The 20,667-nt window shown below is 32.8% G+C and carries 19 protein-coding genes and 1 pseudogene; 7 read left to right on the top strand and 13 right to left on the bottom strand.

Annotated features, from left to right (window positions below):
- Position 1 precedes the first annotated feature (1 nt).
- From AC1EUY_RS01945 to AC1EUY_RS01935, 3 genes are read right to left on the bottom strand one after another with little or no spacing between them, the layout of a single operon-like run.
- Entirely contained in the window at positions 2-505 is a 504-nt protein-coding gene (locus tag AC1EUY_RS01945; protein WP_480193814.1) for a SixA phosphatase family protein, read from the bottom strand.
- A gap of 49 nt (positions 506-554) precedes the next feature.
- Complete coding sequence (gene pdxH, locus AC1EUY_RS01940) at positions 555-1,202, bottom strand: pyridoxamine 5'-phosphate oxidase (RefSeq protein WP_480193813.1); 648 nt, start codon at positions 1,200-1,202, stop codon at positions 555-557.
- 1 nt (position 1,203) lies between these two features.
- Positions 1,204-2,673, bottom strand: coding sequence for a sodium:solute symporter (locus AC1EUY_RS01935; protein WP_480193812.1), 1,470 nt, complete (start codon positions 2,671-2,673; stop codon positions 1,204-1,206).
- Between the two features lie 126 nt (positions 2,674-2,799).
- Here AC1EUY_RS01935 and recR point away from each other — a divergent pair, with 126 nt between their 5' ends.
- Positions 2,800-3,417: a recombination mediator RecR gene (gene recR, locus AC1EUY_RS01930; protein ID WP_480193811.1), complete on the top strand. Its 618-nt coding sequence runs from the start codon at positions 2,800-2,802 to the stop codon at positions 3,415-3,417.
- 1 nt (position 3,418) lies between these two features.
- Here the strand turns inward: recR and AC1EUY_RS01925 are convergent, their stop codons facing one another.
- Positions 3,419-4,276, bottom strand: a complete 858-nt coding sequence (locus tag AC1EUY_RS01925; protein WP_480193810.1) for an AraC family transcriptional regulator — start codon at positions 4,274-4,276, stop codon at positions 3,419-3,421.
- 85 nt (positions 4,277-4,361) lie between these two features.
- Here AC1EUY_RS01925 and AC1EUY_RS01920 point away from each other — a divergent pair, with 85 nt between their 5' ends.
- Both AC1EUY_RS01920 and AC1EUY_RS01915 read left to right on the top strand, forming a co-directional pair.
- Complete coding sequence (locus tag AC1EUY_RS01920; RefSeq protein WP_480193809.1) at positions 4,362-5,084, top strand: phytanoyl-CoA dioxygenase family protein; 723 nt, start codon at positions 4,362-4,364, stop codon at positions 5,082-5,084.
- Between the two features lie 31 nt (positions 5,085-5,115).
- Positions 5,116-5,925: a sugar phosphate isomerase/epimerase gene (locus tag AC1EUY_RS01915; protein ID WP_480193808.1), complete on the top strand. Its 810-nt coding sequence runs from the start codon at positions 5,116-5,118 to the stop codon at positions 5,923-5,925.
- Here the strand turns inward: AC1EUY_RS01915 and AC1EUY_RS01910 are convergent.
- The 6 genes from AC1EUY_RS01910 to AC1EUY_RS01885 form a co-directional block, all read right to left on the bottom strand.
- Positions 5,915-7,153: a TCR/Tet family MFS transporter gene (locus AC1EUY_RS01910; RefSeq protein ID WP_480193807.1), complete on the bottom strand. Its 1,239-nt coding sequence runs from the start codon at positions 7,151-7,153 to the stop codon at positions 5,915-5,917. The genes AC1EUY_RS01915 and AC1EUY_RS01910 overlap by 11 nt on opposite strands.
- A 256-nt stretch (positions 7,154-7,409) precedes the next feature.
- A complete protein-coding gene (locus tag AC1EUY_RS01905) occupies positions 7,410-8,021 on the bottom strand; it encodes a hypothetical protein (RefSeq protein WP_480193806.1) in 612 nt (203 codons plus the stop codon).
- Positions 8,022-8,145: 124 nt separating this feature from the next.
- Complete coding sequence (locus tag AC1EUY_RS01900; RefSeq protein WP_480193805.1) at positions 8,146-8,700, bottom strand: CopD family protein; 555 nt, start codon at positions 8,698-8,700, stop codon at positions 8,146-8,148.
- On the bottom strand, positions 8,701-9,732 hold the full coding sequence (gene hemH, locus AC1EUY_RS01895) for a ferrochelatase (RefSeq protein WP_480193804.1): 1,032 nt from the start codon (positions 9,730-9,732) through the stop codon (positions 8,701-8,703). It abuts the gene before it with no gap.
- 237 nt (positions 9,733-9,969) lie between these two features.
- Complete coding sequence (locus AC1EUY_RS01890; protein ID WP_480193803.1) at positions 9,970-10,143, bottom strand: hypothetical protein; 174 nt, start codon at positions 10,141-10,143, stop codon at positions 9,970-9,972.
- 71 nt (positions 10,144-10,214) lie between these two features.
- Entirely contained in the window at positions 10,215-11,798 is a 1,584-nt protein-coding gene (locus tag AC1EUY_RS01885) for a M28 family peptidase (RefSeq protein WP_480193802.1), read from the bottom strand.
- A 195-nt stretch (positions 11,799-11,993) separates the two neighbouring features.
- Here AC1EUY_RS01885 and AC1EUY_RS01880 point away from each other — a divergent pair.
- Positions 11,994-12,248 (top strand): annotated as a pseudogene (locus tag AC1EUY_RS01880) (transposase); the annotation flags it as partial.
- 91 nt (positions 12,249-12,339) lie between these two features.
- Here the strand turns inward: AC1EUY_RS01880 and AC1EUY_RS01875 are convergent.
- On the bottom strand, positions 12,340-13,755 hold the full coding sequence (locus AC1EUY_RS01875; RefSeq protein WP_480193801.1) for a S41 family peptidase: 1,416 nt from the start codon (positions 13,753-13,755) through the stop codon (positions 12,340-12,342).
- Positions 13,756-13,822: 67 nt separating this feature from the next.
- Positions 13,823-14,626 (bottom strand): helix-turn-helix transcriptional regulator, encoded by an 804-nt coding sequence (locus AC1EUY_RS01870; RefSeq protein ID WP_480193800.1) that lies wholly within the window; start codon positions 14,624-14,626, stop codon positions 13,823-13,825.
- A gap of 259 nt (positions 14,627-14,885) precedes the next feature.
- On the opposite strand from AC1EUY_RS01870, the gene ligA reads away from it, so the two are divergent.
- Positions 14,886-16,880, top strand: coding sequence for an NAD-dependent DNA ligase LigA (gene ligA / locus AC1EUY_RS01865; protein WP_480193799.1), 1,995 nt, complete (start codon positions 14,886-14,888; stop codon positions 16,878-16,880).
- 597 nt (positions 16,881-17,477) lie between these two features.
- Positions 17,478-18,131, top strand: coding sequence for a lysoplasmalogenase (locus AC1EUY_RS01860; RefSeq protein WP_480193798.1), 654 nt, complete (start codon positions 17,478-17,480; stop codon positions 18,129-18,131).
- On the opposite strand, the gene AC1EUY_RS01855 is transcribed toward AC1EUY_RS01860, so the two are convergent.
- Positions 18,124-18,447 (bottom strand): YbaB/EbfC family nucleoid-associated protein, encoded by a 324-nt coding sequence (locus AC1EUY_RS01855; protein WP_480193797.1) that lies wholly within the window; start codon positions 18,445-18,447, stop codon positions 18,124-18,126. The genes AC1EUY_RS01860 and AC1EUY_RS01855 overlap by 8 nt on opposite strands.
- 100 nt (positions 18,448-18,547) lie before the next feature.
- Between AC1EUY_RS01855 and AC1EUY_RS01850 the strand changes: the two genes are divergently transcribed.
- Positions 18,548-20,638 carry a S9 family peptidase gene (locus AC1EUY_RS01850; protein WP_480193796.1) on the top strand — a complete coding sequence of 697 codons (2,091 nt, stop codon included), beginning with the start codon at positions 18,548-18,550 and terminating at the stop codon, positions 20,636-20,638.
- The last annotated feature ends 29 nt before the right edge of the window (positions 20,639-20,667 follow it).

Genomic DNA, 20,667 nt, shown 5'->3' with positions numbered 1-20,667 from the left:
ACTATTTTGTTTTTGGTAATTTATGGTGTTTGGGAAACTCTACAATAAACGTCTTTCCTTTTTTAAGATCTTTCCAATGTTCAATGTCAAAATTTATACCTATCACACCACACGTAGGTACGTGCCCGATGTACTTATCTCCAAACTTATTAACAAACGTACTAATTCCATGATCATGACTAAAAATAATAGCAGATTCAAAACCATCGTCAAGCGCTTTAACTGATTTAATAAGATAACCATCACTAAAACTATAAAGTGATTTGTTAATTTTTAGATTTGCTAAAGGATAGTTAAATGTATAACTAAAAATCATGGCGGTGTGCAAAGCTCTGTTGGCACAGCTAGACATAAAGACATCGGGTGTTTCAATTTTTTTTTCGAGTACCTCCGAAATTAAATAAGAATCATTAATTCCCCTTTTTTTTAAAGGTCTATCAATATCTTTTACGCCTTGATATTCCCATGAAGATTTAGCATGGCGTACAATGTAAAGTGTTTTCATTTAGCGAGAGTGAAGTCATTGATTTATTTAGTTAATCAAATATAGCTATTTAAGGAGCCAATCGCTCTTTTTTCCAATCAAAATTTTCTTGTAAAGTATAACGTAGTCTATCATGCATTCTATTCGGGCGTCCTTGCCAGAATTCTATTGACATAGGTTGTACCAAATAGCCTCCCCAGTTTTCAGGACGCGGAATTTCGCTTTCACGGAATTGCTCTTCGTAAGTTTTTAATTTGTTGTCGAGTTCTTCTCTTGAAGATACTACCTCGCTTTGATTAGAGGCCCAGGCACCCAGTTTACTTCCAACAGGTCGAGATTCGAAATAGCCATCAGAAAGATTCTTGGCAAGCTTTTCGGCTTTTCCTTTAATAATTATTTGACGTTCTAGACCTTGCCAAAAAAAGGATAGACATACATTTTTATTTGCTGAAATAGCTTTCCCTTTTTCAGAATGATAATTGGTGTAAAAAATGAAACCTTTATATGTGAATTTCTTCAAAAGGACAATTCGATTTTTAGGAAATCCGTCTAAGCTTATGGTTGCTAGATTCATTGCATTGGCTTCAAGGATATTCTCTGATTCATCTGCAATTAAAAACCAATCTCTAAATAATTCGATCGGATTTTCGGGCGTATTCTGCTCTAACAAAGCATCTTTTTCATACGATTGACGATAGTTGCTGAGGTCTTTTTCCATACTACAAAGTTACTTTTTCTTTGGTTCTAATTAACCAAAGGCCTATAAAAGTGATGAGACCATTTAAGGGTAGGATTTCCCAGTGGAATTTATAAGAGCCGATAATACTTTCAGGTAGATAGGTAATTGCAAAACTAATAATGATAGAAAGCAGCCCAACAATCCATGCATATATGTCTTTAATTTGATACTTAGTTAGTATGCCGAAAGCAAACAAACCAAGTAGTGGTCCATAGGTAAAGGTTGCGAATTTAAATAGATTACTTACTACATTTCCGTCAAGGTAATTAAAGGTAATTACTACCAATATCAATACAACCGAAACCGCAATATGTACTTTTTTACGCAGTGGTTTTTGTTCAGCTTTTGGTTTCTTTTCTATATTTAAAAAATCAACAGAAAATGAAGTAGTGAGTGATGTTAAAGCACTATCGGCACTAGAATACGCCGCAGCAATTAATCCTATAATAAAGGTAATGGCTAGTCCTTTTCCAAAACCTTGATTCATAGCAATTTCAGGAAATAAGAGATCGGTTCGAGTTCTCCCATCTATCACTGGAATTTCGATACCAAACTTTTCTGAATAGATAAACAATAATGCGCCTAACGATAAAAAGATAAAGTTTACGACTACCAATAAGGTAGCCATAGTAATCATATTTTTTTGAGCGTCATTCTTGTTTTTACAAGTCAAATTTTTCTGCATCATGTCTTGATCTAAACCTGTCATCGCAATGGCTATAAATGCACCACCAATAAAATATTTCCAGAAGTATGTAGTTTCATTAGGATTATCAAAAAAGAATATTTTTCCTCTTTTAGAAAACTCATCAGAGTTTAAAAACTCCATAAAAGACCAATCTAATTTTTGATTTATTAAGTAGATACCCACTCCAACAGCGACTAACATCGCCAATGTTTGCAAAGTGTCTGTCCAAACAATAGTTTTTATACCACCTTTAAAAGTATAGATCCATATCAATAAAATAGAGATAATTACTGTAACCTCAAAGGGAACATTCATTTGTTCAAAGACAATGTATTGCATGGCTAAAGCAACTAAGAACAATCTAAATGAAGCACCAGTAACTCTTGAAAGTAAGAAGAAAAATGCACCTGTTTTATAGCTTACCTTACCAAAACGTTTTTCTAAATATTCATAGATAGATGTTACATTTAGTTTATAATAAATGGGTAATAATACCAGTGCAATGATGAGATAACCAACAAAAAAACCAAAAACCCCTTGCATGTAGGCAAACTGCTGCCCACCAATTAACCCAGGAACAGAAATAAAGGTGACCCCTGAGAGTGACGCACCAATCATACCGAAGGCAACTATATACCAAGGAGAACTTCGTTTTGCCTTAAAAAATACTTCATTACTATCGTCTTTACCAGTTATATAGGATATGACTATCAAGATACCAAAGTAGGCAAGAATTAAAAGAATTATATGAAGCGGCTGCATGCTGTTTTTTGTATGTTAGTTGTGCTAAGATAGCTTATTTAACGTAGAGAGAAAAGAGGAAGCTAACTATCTTTTGTCTGTTGTATTTTCTCTTTTTTTTCTCTTTTAAGTTGTACATTTGCCCTTATGGATTTTTCTTCAAAATTGCTCGAAAATGCTGTTAATGAAGTGTCACAATTACCAGGTATAGGTAGGCGTACTGCTTTACGTTTGGTATTGCATTTATTGAAACAACCCAAAGAACAAACTAATTATCTGGCTAAAGCGATAGAAGAGTTTAGAAACAATATTAAACTTTGTAAAAATTGCCATAATATTTCTGATGTCGATGTTTGCGAGATTTGTTCAAATAAGCATAGAAATAATGAAGTTATTTGTGTAGTTGAAGATATTCGTGATGTGATGGCTATAGAAGGCACAGCACAATTTAGAGGTATGTATCATGTGCTTGGTGGAAAGATTTCACCTATAGAAGGTGTCGGTCCTCAAAACCTTACGATTGAATCGTTGATTGAAAAGGTAGCTAGCGGAAAGGTAAAAGAAATAATTTTTGCTTTGAGCTCTACGATGGAGGGAGATACTACTAACTTCTATATTTACCGTCAAATAGAAAAGTACGATATACAAGTTTCTACCATTGCCAGAGGAATAGCGGTTGGAGACGAACTAGAATATGCAGATGAGGTAACACTTGGTAGAAGTATATTAAACAGGATACCTTTTGAAAACAGTTTAAAAGCTTAATCTAGCTATTTTGTACCATATATTCTTTAGGAGTTAAACCTGTATATTTTTTAAAACTCGTAGCGAAATATTGAGAAGAATTAAAACCAAGATCAAAAGCTATACTGGTGATTTTCTTTTCTTTGAGTAGCTTTTCTTTAGCTTTTTCTATTTTTAATCTATTTATATATTCTTTCGGAGGCATTCCTATGGTTTGTTTAAACCAATATTTAAAATAGGAAGTTGATACATTTATTAATGTTGCTAATTCATCAACATAAATATTTCTAAAGTGATTCTCTATAATAAAATCATCAATTATTTTATGCTTTTCAGATTTAATAATAGATTGAGGTTTTTCAGCTAGAGCTATAATTTCTAAGATTATTTGAAGTATAAGTTGATTCGTCTTAATCGTTCCTAAAGTAGTTTTGCTTTTCTCAACTTCTAACTTTAATTGTTCTAGTAAAGGTTTTATCTTGAAAGCTCCTTTAATAATAGTATTAGACTTGGCTACTAATGAGTTTAATAAATATTTCGATTGGCTTGCTATAAGATTACACAGTCTATGGCTACTTTTATCTACATAAATTTGTAGCCAATATAATTCACCAATATCTTCTGGATAAATTCCGGTACTATGTTTTGCGTTTGGAGGAATAATTAGAATATCATTTCCATTCATTTTAATTAAACTTCCATTCATTTCATAAAACTGTTGTCCTTTTAAGCAAAAGCAGATTTCTATTATATTTTTATGAAAATGAGTTTCTAATTTAGGTGCTACTTTATAATAATTATAGTATCCAAAATTTTTACACTTTTTTATTCCTAAAGTTTCTAAATTAAATACCTTACGTTTATTTGTGTGATTTTGCATTATAAATGTTCAATTTTGTACTGAAGTACAAAATTAAAAGACTTTTGTATTGCTTTCATGTTTCTTTGTCATAAACTTTAATAAAATGAAAGCAGAATTTTTAAAGAACGGATACGCTAAGTTAGATAACCTTATTTTGGCAGATGAGGTTGTTAATTTAAGAGTAATTTATGATGAGTTGTTGAATGATAAACTACTTACTAAAGGTTTGAGAAGTGATTTAGCAGGTGGAGATTCAGATCAAAAAGTAGAACGAATAACTCAAATCATGAGACCAAGCACATTAAAGCCTGAATTACTAAATAGTTATACCTATAAACTTGTTTTAAGCAAAGCGAAAGAATTGTTAGGAGATGATATGGAACTAGATTTTGATATGCTAATTAACAAAGCACCCTTTACCGATACAGAAACACCTTGGCATCAAGATGCAGCTTATTGGATAAATATGCCTGACAAAAGATCGGTAAGTTGCTGGATAGCATTAGATAAAGTGTTTAAAGAAAATGGTTGTATGTGGTTTGTACCTAAAAACAATAACGAGCTAAAAGAGCATAAACAACTAGTAGAGGGAGGGTCATTAAGTTGTAATGTAGATATTGATACCGCAGAATGTATTCCTCTTAACCCTGGTGGATGTACTTTTCATGATGGGTTTACGCTTCATTTTAGTAAAGGGAATAGTACTTCTCACAATAGAAGAGCTTTAATATTAAATTTTAGACCGCAAAAAATGATAGATTTAGAAAGATCAAAAGGCATTGATCACACGGGGCAGCGAAAAGCTAGGAATACTAGAAATGATTAGGAACTAAAATAAGTAATAAAATTCAAAACCTGTGAAAATTAAGTTTATATATCCGCGTTGGGGAAGTGCTCAACTAAATTGGTCAGTTTTTTTACAAAAGGTTAAAGAGAATGGATATGAAGGAGTTGAAATAGATTTACCTTTAGGAGAAAAGAAAAAAGAAGTACTAGCGATTTTAAAAGATTTTGAATTAGATTTTGTTGCACAGCATTGGGAAACTAAAGAAAGTAATTTTTACAAGCATAAAGAAAGTTTTAAAAGATATCTATACAATTTAGCTGAAGGCTCACCTTTATGTATTAATTCTCATACAGGTATGGACTATTTTTCTTTTAAACAAAATGTAGCGTTAATAGAAATGGCAGCGCAAATTGAGCAAGAAACAGGGGTTAGTATAACACATGAAACACATAGGTCTAGATTTTCATTTGCAGCGCATATTTGTCAACAATATTTAGAAGAATTTCCTTTTTTAAAATTAACATCAGATTTTTCGCATTGGTGCTGTGTAGCAGAATCATTACTTGAAGATCAAAAAGCATCGGTAGAATTTGCTATTAAAAACACCTATCATATTCATGCTAGAGTTGGTTCTGCTCAAAGCCCTCAAATTATTGATCCGAGAGATAAAAATTACGCTAGAGAATTAAAGGTTTTTAAAGAGTGGTGGTACAAGATGTTGGTAAATGCGAAAAAGCAAGATCGATCTTTTATAACGATAACGCCTGAGTATGGACCTTTTCCTTATGCACTGTATCAGCCAAATACAGAAAAAATGTTTGTAGATCAGTGGGAAATAAATCAATTTATAAAAAGTGAATTAGCTAAATTTACGATCTAACTTTTAGTGTTTTCTTTAGCGATCTAAACGCTAAAAAAGCACTTATTAACATAAGTAAACCACCTAAAACAAAAGGGGCACCGCCAAACTCTAAAGGAGCATTTTCATTTGTAAAATAGTAGAATATACCAGTCATAACGGGCGGCCCTACAATAGCGGAGGCACTCATAATACTTGTTAAGGTACCTTGTATTTCACCTTGCTCGGTTGGAGGCACTTGTAATGAAATAATGGCTTGTAGTGCAGGCCCAGCAATACCACCTAAGCAATACGGAATTAGAAAGACGAATAGCATCCAGCTTTGTGTGGCAAAGGCAAATAAAAACATACCAATTGCATAGAGTGCCATGCCAATATAGATGCTTTTTTCGTTTCCTAATTTTGGATTAATCCATCGTATTAAAACGCCTTGAACTAATGCTACTAGCAAACCAATAATTCCTAGAGAAATACCGACCATTTTTTCGTTCCAATCAAATTGATACATGGTAAAATATGCCCAGTTACTTTGTATAGCATGCGAACCTGTGTATAGTAGAAAAACAGCGAACACTAGCCCGATTAAGGTTGGGTATTTTTTTAAGCTTTTGAAGCTCCCTAACGGATTTGCTCTTTTTATGTCAAAATTTCTTCTATTTTCTTTAGGTAACGATTCTGGTAATATGAAATAACCATAGCAAAAATTTAATAAGCATAAAACGGCAGTAGCGTAAAATGGTACACGAGGACCATATTGGCCTAAGAGTCCGCCGATAACAGGTCCGATGATAAAGCCTAACCCGAAGGCTGCTCCAATCAAACCGAAGTTTTTAGCTCTATTTTCGGGTGTACTAATATCAGCAATATAGGCAGATGCTGTGGTGATACTAGCTCCTGTAATACCAGCGATAATTCTACCTATAAACAACCAGGTAATGGTTGGGGCGAAAGCTAATAACAAATAATCTAAGAAAAAGCCAAAGAGTGAAATCAGAATAATAGGTCTCCGACCAAATTTGTCACTCAGATTGCCTACAACTGGTGCAAAAACAAATTGTGTAATGGCATAAGCAAATGTAAGCCAGCCACCAATTTTTGCGGCATCGCTAATATTACCACCAATAAGCTCTTCTATAAATTTTGGGATGACAGGAATGATAATACCCCAACCAATAACATCGAGCAGCATGGTTATAAAAATAAAGCCTAATGCAGCCGATTTCTTTTTGTTTTTTTTGGTTGGTTTCACGAATTAATTAATACCCTGCAAAGAAAATGAAAAATGATTTACTATTAGTTTTTTGTAGAAGTATATTTTTTTGAGTTCCGCTTATCGTGATTGTGTATGATTAGTTGCGTTGGCTAGGACTAAGTTAGCAAAAGAAAACGAGCCAGAGGAAAATCCGTAGGATTTTCCGATTAAGGAAACAAGATAGTAAATTGCGCAAGAATTTCCGAGCAGGAAATTCACAAGCAATAAACTATACACGTTTTGTTGGGTAGCGTTATTTTTTATTCAAAAATCTTTCATATTCCAATCGCTGCATTACGGTTGATGTATAAGGTGCAATTTCGGTATTTTCAAATTCCCATTTATCATACATATTGTCAACTTCTTTTAAGCTGATAGAATTTTTATTTTCATGAGGATAATATAAAAGTCTCCCTTTTTTTGTAAAATAGAGATTACTTTTTAATTCCGTCGAATAATAATTGACATATTCTTTGCTTGATTCGACGAGTTCAAATTCACTAGTCCATTTTTGACTCTGAACACAGCCATATTCGGTTCCATTTATTTTTATTTTATTAGACAATTTCAATGGGTGGTTGTTTGAAGTTTTAAATAATAATTCCGTTGTATAACAGTCTGGTGCTCCGCAGTCGAGTCCATGAAGGTCAAATGACAATTGAAATTTTAGAGAATCCTTTTCGATTGATATTAGTCCGCGTATATAATGTTCTTCAAAAATTGAATTCAACAACAATTTATCGTTCTTAACTTTCAGAAGTTCAATTCTAAGTGAATCCTGTTTTTTATTATAAAGTTCCATTGAGTTTTCTTGAGAAAAACAGGAAAAAGATAGAATTCCGATTAAGTAAATTAATTTTTTCAATTTTTAATAATGATACCCAACGTTAAGCTAAACGTAGTTTTAATTCCGTTTAGCGAGTGATACTGAAATAAGTTCAGCACAAGTAAGCGAAGTTCGAGGAAAATCTTTTAAGAAGCAAACTAAATTAATCTTTGGCTTCCCAATTTTTAGAAGCGCGAAGTCGTTTGTATACTCTAATTCCTAACATTAATACAATTGAAAATAGGAGGAGCCCTACAACACCATAGATCCAATTAACAGCATTTTTAAGGGTTACTAAAAAAACAACAGAAAATAGAATAATTGTGGCTACTTCATTCCAAATACGGAGCTTGTTAGATGAATAATTGACAACGTCTTTTTGAAATTCACTATAAATTTTATGGCAAAGTAGATGGTAGATATACAATAGTAGTACAAATCCTAATTTTACATGCATCCAGGGCATTTCTAAATAGGTAGGATTTTCGTACAACATCCAAAAAGCAAAGATACTTGCCAGAATTGCCGAAGGCCACGTAATAATAAACCATAAGCGTTTGCTCATCAATTTATATTGTGTTTGTAAAATACGCTTATCTGGTTCAGGCTTTTCTTCCGCTTCAGCGTGATAAATAAATAATCTAACAATATAAAATAAACCCGCAAACCAGGTTATGACAAAAATGATATGTAATGCTTTTATATTGAGAAAATCCATCTATACCAATACGGCTTTTTCTTGCCATTGTTCTACCCAATTTACCATCACATCTACCCAATCATCATTATCATTTAAACAGGGTATATGCTTATAACTTTCACCGCCCGCTTCTAAAAACTCTTCTTTACCTTCCATAGCGATTTCTTCTAGTGTTTCTAAACAGTCTGCCACAAATGCAGGTGTAATGACAGCTAGTTTTTTCTTACCTTCTTTTGGGAATTTTTCTAATTCAAAATCGGTATAAGGTTTTAACCAAGGGTCTTTTAATAAACGAGACTGAAATGAATTGCTATAAGTGCCTTCTTTCAATTCAAGGGCTTCAACAATGCCTTTTGTAGTTTCAAAACATTGGTGTCGATAACACGTTCTATGGGCTTTTGAAGGAGTGTCACAACAGCTTCCATCTATTTTACAATGTGATTGTGTGGTATCAGATTTATAAATATGACGTTCTGGAATACCATGGTATGAAAAAAGAATATGGTCATATGCAAAACCTTCAAGATGATTTTTAAGATTCTCTGCCATTACTTTAATGTATTCTTTGTTATTATAAAATACTGGCAAACAAACCATCTTTACATTGGGAAATTCATCTTTATTGACTTGTTTTGCTTTTTCAACCACAGTTTCATACGAACTCATGGCATAATGCGGGTACAGCGGTACTAGCAATATTTCTTCTACACCTTGCCCTACCAATTCTTGTATTCCTTTTTGAATACTTATAGAACCATAACGCATTCCTAACGCCACAGGAATATGCAGTTTCTTAGCTACTTTTTCTTTAAAGCGTTCAGAAATGACAATCAAAGGTGATCCTTCTTTCTGCCAAATTTTTTTATAGGCTGCAGCCGATTTTTTGGGTCTTGTATTTAGTATAATTCCTTTAATGAGTAGGTAACGCTTCCAATAGGGTATATCAATAACACGTTCATCCATTAAAAATTCATCTAAATAACGTCGTACATCTTTAGTTTTTGTACTGTCAGGTGATCCTAAATTAACAAGTAATACTCCTTTTTTCATGGTAAAAATTTCAGTTGCAAAAATACAATTATTGAATGAAAAGAAAATCAAAATAATGATTTACTCATTTTAAATAACGATTTGCGCATTCGAGCTAAGATTTTACGGATTTTAGTTGTTTTACTTTTGAAAAGTCATATGATAATGTTGATTTTTCCCATAGTAACCGATAGGTTACTATTTGAATACATAAACAAATCTATCTGATAATTAGTACTTATGTAGCCTCATCACCTGTTATAATATGCAATTAATAAAATTGTCTTTTACATCCTTCAAATAATTAATATCGTGAATAGGTGCTGGTGCTAAATCAAAAGAATGAAAATGTGTTTTAGAAACATATTCATTCTTATGAGTTACTTGCTTAAGTAAGTGCTCTATTTCAGTAAATTGATCTGCTAAAAACATATTTTTTATGTTGTAATAAAATAAAAACCTTGCCAAAAGACAAGGTTTTATATGACATATTTATACTGTACTTATTCTGCTTTTTTTGTAGGCTTATCAACTACGATGCGTGCATCACGGTTTGCCAGTTCCCAAGCCGTATGAAAAATTAAACGCGCTCTATTTTGCAATAAGTCGTATTCAATTTTATCTGGTGTATCACTTGGTTGGTGATAATCATCATGGGTTCCGTTAAAATAAAAGATTACCGGAATATCATTTTTAGCAAAATTATAATGATCTGAACGATAGTAAAAACGATTTGGGTCGTTCTCATCATTAAACTTATAATCTAACTCTAAATTGGTGTATTTTTTATTTATTTCTTCAGATAAGTTGTGTAAATCGGTACTTAATTTATCACTACCAATTAGGTAAATATAATTTCTATCACCTTCTGTACGCTTAGGATCAGAACGACCTACCATATCAATATTTAGATTGGCAACCGTATTTTCTAGTGGAAAAATAGGATCCATATCTGCGTAATATTGCGAACCTAACAATCCTTTTTCTTCACCTGTAACATGTAAAAATACTACGGAGCGCTTAGGGCCTTGTCCGTTATTTACCGCTTCTTTAAAAGCTTCCGCAATTTCTAAAATTGCCACCGTACCAGAACCGTCATCATCAGCACCATTATAGATTTTACCATCTTTTACACCTTCGTGATCTAAGTGTGCAGAGATTACAATCACTTCATCTGGCTTTTCAGAACCTTTAATATAAGCGATCACATTTTCTGAAGCTACATCTTTGCTATTGTTTTTATAATCCATCGTGAAAGCAACTTTTACCACAGCAGGTTTGTTATTGGTATCAATATCACTCACAATCGTTTCGGCAACCGAACTATTTACAAATAAATAGTGCATTTTATCTGCCGCTGCTGCATCTCCTTTTAAAGAATAGCTTCCGCCACGACTAAACATTTGAGCAATCATAGGGTAGATTTGCATATCGTACATTAAAATACCTTTTGCACCTTTTGCTGTGGCTAACTGACTTTTTGCAGAATACTGCTGACGTGTAGACCATTTCGAAGCTTTGTCGGTTCCAGAAACTACATAGGTACCGTCTTCTTTTTTAGGCTCACCACCTTTTACCAAAATATATTTACCCGTAACGTCTAGATCTTTATAATCTGAATAGTCACCATCTTCGATACCATAGCCTACATAGACAATTTCATCGAGGTTGAGGGTTCCTTCATCACCTTCTCGTACCGAAACCATGTCTTTGTTAATTTCGAAATCCGTACCGTTAATGTTTAGCGTTACCGTAGGCACTTCTTTCATTTCTAAGGGTACCTCTTGAAAATAATCATCACCACCTAGGGGTGATGCAATACCAAGATCTGTGTAGTGCTTTTTAATAAATTCAACTGCTTTTTTCTGACCAGGAGAACCTGTTAATCGTCCTTCAAATTCATCAGAGGCATAGGTATATAAAGCTTCTTTTAATTCTTCTGAAGTAATGGTGTTTGCAAATGCTGTAACATCTTTTTGTATAGGTGCAACAACAGCTGGTTTTGTTGTAGTACTCGTAGTATTTTGAGTAGCACCACAAGCAAATAGCATACCCGCAATACCTACCGATAGTAATATTTTTTTCATCTTTTTATAAAATTTTATTTTGTTGAAATGATTGTGTGATTGAAACGCGATAATACAAAAAAATAAGCAGTATTAAGAATCTCTGATTTCGTAGGTCGTTTATTTTAACAGGATTTTAGTAAAAGTTAAAATTTTGTAATTACGCTTATCCATTGTGTCTGTTGCACAAGATAGCAAACTTTCGTATTTTGCTTTATGCAAGGCAAAAAGATTTATCAAGAGAAATTGTTCAGCAGTTTTCAGTTGAGCAGCCACGTACCAGAAGATAATTTTTACTACCGCTTAAAAAGTGTACTTAATTTAGATTTTCTCTACCAAGAGACCCAACATTACTACGGTAATAGTGGTCAACAGAGTATTGATCCTGTAGTATTTTTCAAATTATGTTTAGTGGGTTATTTAGAGAATATTATAAGTGACAGAAAGCTCATTTCACATGCCAGCATGCAAAACCCTTAAAAATCAATATTGTAAAGGTTTTTGAAAAAAAATCATTGACTTGTGCAACGGTTACCGGTGTTAGCCGCTGCCTTGCTATTGTTTAATTCTCTAAATAATCAATAGCAAATTTCACCCAATCAGTAACAGTTTTGTCCAGATAAATATCAGGTTGAATTCCAATGTTGTCAATTGGATAATTAGGCAACCTTAAGGAACGATAAGTTGGTAAGAGTAATTTGTAATTATCGCAACCAAATTTGAAAAAGTAAGCATTGGCATAATCTAAAACTCCAGCTGTTGGTGTTCCTAATATTTTGACTTTTTTGCTTTGTTTCGCCTTTAAAACAAAATTCTCTGCAGAACTTCCTACTTTATTATTCGTTAGAATAATGACCTGTTTTGGGCTGTTTTTTACTTTTTTCATAGTGTCAATTTCTACGATTTTGTCATTAAGATTTATGAATTTTCCCAAATTTTGTTTGTAAATAATAATGAGACTATCTAATTCTTGAATTTTTGCTTTGTTCTTTAATGAGTCTTTTTCTTCAAGACCGTTTTTATATGTAGTAACTCCGTCAATCAAACCTTGAGTAGATAAAAGCTCTATGCCAATATTTCTTATTGGATTAGTAATTATTAATGGAAGGATTTTTTCATATGCATTATCAGTACCACCTCCATTGTTTCTAATATCAATAATAAGATTTTCACTATTTTCAATTGCTGTTTTATTATCAGTAATTAGCTTTTCAATACGCTCAACATAAGGATAGTTGAAACTTGATATTCTAATTAAAGATGATTTTTCTGTCAATTTATTGAAATAAAATCCGTCTAATTCATCTATTTTTCTTTTAACTTCTACCGAATCTAATTGCCGATTCAGGTTTTGTTTAACAAAGTTAAATTTTAAGTTATTTATGTAAAGAAGATAATCCTCATATAATTTAAAAGTGTCTTTGAATGAAGAATGGTCTGAAAAATAGTACGTAATGTTGTCTTTACCATTTAATTGAAATTTAATCTCTTTTGGTTTCCAATTAGAATTAGCTGTTTCAATAACAAATCCTGTATATTGGGTTTCGCCTGTTTTTTTTATTCCAACCAAATAGCTTTTATCCTTCCAAATTCCCTCCAATTTATCGGTTGATTTTTGTAGTTTTCTTTTAAAGCTCGCAATATTTATATCTATTTTTTCAGGTTCGTTTTTTTTCTCTTTGACTATCGGTTTTTCTTGTTCATTAGGTAAAATCCAAATATGTCCATCTTTAAAGAATGATGTATATTTTTTAAGAACATTAATGCATTGCAAATTGTTTGCTTTTTTGGATTCGATAATCAATTGTTTCTTTAAACTATTGTAAATTAAGGTGTCTTTGGTTTTTTCTTGAAACCCTGGATAATTACTTTCAATTTTTGTAATTAGATTATCAAGTGCTTTTTCGCAATTGCAGTTTTGTTGCCCAAATGCCGAATTTATGACAAACGTACTTATTAAAATGAGAAGCTGTTTCATCTGTATCTACTTTTAAGAACAAAGAAAGAAAATAGGAAGTTTAAAAAATTGGAAAAATCATTCACTTTCATTTTTTGTTATAAATCCACACTAAATTACTTTGCTGAACTGATATTTTAGCATTTAATTGGTTTGGTGAGTAACCTGAAAATGATTTGAAATCATTTATAAAATGAGCTTGGTCATAATATTGGTTAAGATGAGCTATACTTGTCATTGAATTTTGATTTTTAAGAACTTGATTTAAAGCATTTCTAAACCTTATAGTTTTTAAGTATGATTTAGGATTTTGACCTACGTAATTTTTGAATAGCCGGAACAATGAGGAAGTACTTATAACAAGTTTTTTAGCTAATACTTCAACTGTAAAATTAGCATTGCCATTGTAGGTTTCTATAATGTACAAAGCTTCTTTCAATTTATTTGGTATTTTAAAATTTAAGTTATTTAAAAGTAACTCTTCGAGTTTATCGGCTTTTTTTGAAAATTCATTTTCTTCAAATATTTGTTCTAAAACTATATTGTCAACATTAGAGAAAACATCAAAAAAATTATCTGAAAGCATTAGATTAGAGTAGGATTCGTTTGTAAATGCTTTCAAAGCAGAAGGATAAAAAAGAACACAAATCTGGTCAAGGTAGGAATCTATATTCACAGTAAACGGCATTTTGTGAAACCCATAAAACTTGTTTATAAAATTTTCTCCTCCTTTAGTTATTATACATTTGTTGTTATTAGATTGGTTGACATAATTTATATCGTTTTCCTTATAAATCGCAAGGCAAAGATTATTATTTGGAAATGTTGTATAATTTAAAAAATTAGTGTCAGTTTTGTTGAAAAACAAAAAATATTGAATGTATTTATTCAATATTTCGCTTTTTGGTTTAATAATTACAGATTTCATTTTTATTTACGAGGCTTTTTAGGTTGCAGCTAACGTAAAGATATGGTTCCGTTTTAATACTTCGACTGCGCTCAGTACAAGTTACCTATATCGATTGATAAGCGAAGTTCGAAGAAAATATGTTAAGAAACAAACTAAATTACGTTTGAGAAGTAAGATGGTTTTCCTGTTTTTTTAACTACTAGCTTTTCACTATTTTTAGCCTTCTTATTTAGATAACTTAATGCCAACACCCAAAGAACAAATAGACCAACTCAGAGTGACGCTTCGTGAACATAATTATAACTATTATGTATTAGACACACCCACTATTTCAGATTATGAGTTCGATAATAAACTCAAAGCGCTAGAAACACTCGAAGCAAAACATCCTGAGTATTTTGATGCTAATTCGCCCACACAACGTGTTGGCGGCGCTATTACCAAAAATTTTGAAACGGTCACCCACAAAAACAGAATGTATTCTTTAGACAATAGTTACTCTAAAGAAGATCTACTCGATTGGGAAAAACGCTTGCAAAAAGTTCTTGGCACCACCGATATTGAATATACCTGTGAGCTAAAATATGACGGTGCGTCCATCAATCTTACTTACGAAAATGGTGCATTACAAAGTGCCGTAACGCGCGGTGATGGCTTTCAAGGTGATAATGTTACCACCAATATTAAAACGATTCGTTCTATACCCTTACAACTCAAAACAAATCAGGTTAGCGATTTCGAAATACGTGGTGAGATTATTCTTCCGCTTGACGGCTTTAACAAAATGAATGAAGAACGCCTTGCAAGTGGAGAAGAAGTCTATCGTAACCCCAGAAATACAGCGAGTGGTAGCTTAAAATTGCAAGATAGCGCTGAGGTAGCGAAGCGGCCCTTAGATTGTTTACTCTATCATATGGTGGGAAAGCTGCCTTTTAAAACGCATTATGAAGCCTTAGAAAATGCACGATACATGGGTTTTAAAATACCCAAGGCCATAAAAGTAGCCAAGAGCATTGATGCTGTACTAGATTTTATAAACTATTGGGATGTTGAACGCCATAATTTACCCTATGAAACCGATGGTGTGGTGGTAAAGGTAAATTCGTTATACCAACAAGAGGAATTGGGCTATACCGCCAAAGCACCACGTTGGGCAATCGCTTATAAGTTTAAGGCAGAACAAGAGAGCACGGTGTTGCATACCATTACCTATCAAGTAGGGCGTACAGGTGCTATAACACCTGTAGCGAATTTAGAACCCGTACAGTTGGCAGGTACCATAGTAAAGCGTGCCTCATTACACAATGCCGACCAGATAGCAAAGCTAGATATTCGTGAAAACGATACTGTTTTTGTAGAAAAGGGCGGAGAAATTATACCCAAAGTGGTAGGTGTAGATCTGTCTAAAAGAGCTTCAGATTCTGTGCCAACGCAATACGCTACCCATTGCCCAGAATGTGCTACCGAGCTTGTTCGCAAAGAGGGTGAGGCACAACATTATTGTCCGAATGAAAATGGTTGCCCTACACAAATTACAGGGCGTATTCAGCATTACATAAGTAGAAAAGCAATGGATATTGATGGTCTAGGTGCCGAAACCGTTGAATTGTTGTACAAAGAAGATTTAATTAAGAACTATGCCGATCTCTATGATCTTACGGTTGAACAAGTGATTCCGTTAGAGCGCATGGCAGAAAAATCTGCACAAAATTTAGTGGCGGGTATTGAGGCTTCTAAGCAAAAACCATTTGAAAAAGTATTATTTGCATTGGGTATTCGATTTGTGGGTGAGACTGTAGCGAAGAAATTAGCAAAACATTTTAAGAGTATCGATACACTCATGCAGGCTTCCTTTGAAGAATTGATTGCGGTAGATGAAATTGGCGATCGCATAGCACAAAGCATTATCGATTTTTCTCAAAATCCTCAAAATAGGGAACTCATTGAAAGGTTGCGACGGTATGGAGTGCAACTAGCACTTTCCGCGGAAGCGCAAGAAGGTCAAACAGATATATTGGCAGGCAACGTATTTGTAGTATCGGGGGTTTTTACTAAATTTAACAGAAATGAGCTAAAAAAGTCTATTGAAGATAATGGGGGCAAGGTGTCTAGTTCTATTTCTAAAAAAACCACATATGTCATTGCAGGCGATAATATGGGGCCTAGTAAAAGAACAAAAGCTGAAGATTTGAACATTCCTATTATTAGTGAAGATGATTATTTAGCGATGCTATAGAAAATAAAAGCAACAAAACAGGTTATATTGTTTATTATGCTAGTTATTGCAACAAGCAAGTATGTGTATACCATTTTCTATTAAGCTTATTCATTTTTCAAAGCCTTACTTGGCGCCCTTAGTTGTATTGTACTATATTTCTAATTAAACCTCGTCAAGGTTTTTTTGTATTGGTATGCGTTGGTCTGTTTTTAAGCTTATTAATATGCTAATCATTGCTGATAAAATAGGAAAGATGAATACAGCTAGATTTTTTAAAATAGCCATGGTAATGATCGTAATTTTGATGAGTGTCTTGTATTTTATGCTTTATAATAAAGATCAAATTGTCATGTTACACTTCATATTCGGAATTATTACACTACTTTACGCTTCTTTTTCGGTCTATTTATATTTAGATAGAAAGGATAAGGTTTCTATGCTCAATCTAACCAGATTTATCTTATATCTTTATAGGCACCGTAGCGAGAGGCTTTGATCATCTTCACAAAGGTGATCCTATTTTTAATATCATTAATTACACCCTTTCACTATATTGTATCAATACAATCTATGCAGAAGAAACAAGAAGAATAAATGTAGAAGTACATTAATTTTATGAGAGCAAAACTATTTCTGATCTTATTTTTTACCTGTTCATGTATAGATGTATATGCAATTATAACATCAAATAGTATGCTGAGATTTATTTTCAAGCCTCTTATAATGATTAGCTTGCTATTGTATTATCTTTCTGCTGAAAGGAACCCTAAGAGAATATATGTAGGTGCACTTATTTTTTGTTTTTTAGGTGATGTGTTTCTATTATTTTCTGAAAGTAATTTCTTTATTTTAGGATTACTTTCATTTTTAATAGCGCATATTTTTTATATCATCATTTTAATATGTAAAAATGAGTCTGTCGATTTTAATATAATTCTGAAAGCTTCAATCCCTTTTATCGTATTCTTTTTCATTTTAATTACATCTCTCTATAAGCACTTAGATGAAATGTTAGTACCTGTAATTATTTATGGAATTGTTATTTGTAGTATGGGTATGATGACACTTCATAATTATTTAAGAGAAAATAATAAAAGTAACACTCTTTTTTTAGCTGGTGCTAGCATTTTTATCGTCTCAGATAGTTTGATAGCAATCGATAAATTTCTTTATGCAGATGTATTATTTTCGATAGCAATTATGGTCACCTACGTTATAGCGCAATACTTAATCTGTAAAGCTGTATTTTCAACCAAATATATTACATAAAATTATCTAGACCAAGTATGTTAGGCATTCCGTCTTTTGCAGCAGCAGCTAATTCTGCTTCATTTATTTTGGTAGCTTTTGAAATGGCATCATTTAATGCTAAAATCAAATAATCTTCTAAGGCTTCTTTGTCTTGTAATAAAGCGTCAGCAATCTCTATAGATTTCACTTCACTATTAGCGGTTATGGTAACCTTTACTGCACCACCATTTGAAGTGCCATCAACATACACGGTATTTAGTCTAATTTTTGTTTCTTCTACTTTTTGCTTAGCATCTTTTAGCTTTTGCATCATTCCTTGTAAATCTCCGAACATACTTAAAATTTATTTTTTGCGGTTACAAAAATAGCGCTTTAGAATAATTTTAAAACATTATAATAATAACTATTACTTTTGCAGCTTCAAGTAAAATAAAATGACCGATATAAAGCCTCCTATAGCGCCTAAAGAACCTAAAGAATTTGTTGAGCATGGCAACAAACGCATAGATGATTATTACTGGATGCGTTTAACAGACCAACAACGTAATGAGAAAACACCCGATGCACATACCCAGAAAGTGTTCGATTATTTAAATGCAGAAAATGAGTACTATGAGGCTAAAACAGCACATACGAATACTCTAAAAGAGTCGCTTTTTGAAGAGATGAAAGCTCGTATTAAAGAAGATGACGAATCGGTGCCATTTAAAGTAAATGGGTATTACTACATTACTCGATTTGAAAAAGGAGGGCAATATCCAATACATGCTCGAAAAAAAGAAACTTTAGATGCCAAGGAAGAGATTCTTTTTGATGTTAATAAAATGGCTGAAGGTTTTGACTACTATTCCTTAAAAGGATTAAGCGTGAGCGATAACAACAAAATTGCTTCATTCGCAGTCGATACGGTAAGCAGACGTCAATATACTATACAATTTAAAGATTTAGAAACAGGTAAATTGTATCCAGAGAAAATAGAAAATACTACTGGAGGCGCTACCTGGGCGAATGATAACAAAACCGTTTTCTATACGAGAAAAGATCCGTTAACACTACGAAGTGAAAAAATATACAAGCATGTTTTAGGTACCGACCCTTCACACGATGAAATGGTATATCATGAAAAAGATGAAACTTTTGGTGTTTTTGTATTCAAAACAAAATCTAAACGATATCTCATGATAGGTTCTTTTAGTACGTTATCTCAAGAGTATCAAATGCTAGATGCAGATACTCCTAACGGAACCTTTAAGGTGATTCAACCACGTGAAAATGATTTAGAATATAGTGTATCACATTATAAAGATGATTTTTATATTCTTACCAATAAAGATGGGGCTACAAATTTTAAATTGATGAAAACTTCTGTCTATAAAACGGCAAAAGAGCATTGGGTTGATGTAATTCCGCATAGAGAGGATACGCTGTTAGAAGACATTTCCATTTTTAAAGACTATTTAGTTCTTGAAGAACGTACGAATGGTCTTAACAAAATACGTTTTAAACGTTGGGATGGTACAGAAGATTATTATTTACCATTTAATGAAGAAACGTATTCTGTAGGTGTGTATAATAATCCAGAGTTTGATACCACTATTATTCGTTATGGATACAATTCGTTGACAACACCAGCTTCTGTGATTGATTTTAATATGAACGATCGTTCAAAAGAAATAAAGAAAGAGCAGGAGGTACTTGGTGGAAAATTTGATAAAAACAATTATATCAGCGAACGTATTTGGGCTACTGCGAGAGATGGCAAAAAAGTGGCCATATCGTTGGTTCGAAGAAAGGATACAACGTTTACTAAGAATACGCCTTTTTTGTTATACGCTTACGGATCATATGGTAGCACCATACCAGATGGTTTTAGTACAACGCGCCTAAGTTTACTAGATAGAGGATTTGTTTTTGGTATTGCCCATATAAGAGGAAGTCAGTACTTGGGAAGAGAATGGTACGAAGAGGGCAAGCTGTTTCATAAAATGAATACATTTACAGACTATATAGATTGTAGTAAACATCTTATTAAAAAAGGATATACCTCAGAAAATCATTTATATGCCATGGGAGGCTCAGCTGGTGGATTGTTAATGGGAGCTGTAATTAATATGAATCCAGAATTATACAATGGTGTTATCGCTGCAGTTCCTTTTGTTGATGTGGTAACAACGATGTTAGACGATAGTATTCCGTTAACGACATCAGAATATGATGAGTGGGGCAATCCGAATAAAAAAGAATATTACGAATATATGTTGTCTTATTCACCGTACGATCAAGTAAAAAAACAGACCTATCCTAATATGTTAGTTACAACGGGCTTGCACGATTCACAAGTGCAATACTATGAGCCAGCTAAATGGGTAGCAAAACTAAGAACACATAAAAATGATGATAATCTTTTATTGATGCATACAGATATGCAATCGGGTCATGGAGGTGCCTCAGGTAGATTTAATGCACTTAAAGATACTGCTCGTGATTATGCTTTTTTTATTGATTTAGAGGGTATAAAAAAGTGATTAAAAAAAAAATAGTAAATTTGCGCGGT

This window comes from Maritimimonas sp. 2210JD6-3, from assembly GCF_056591795.1.
This window is presented reverse-complemented; position numbering and strand designations above follow the sequence as displayed.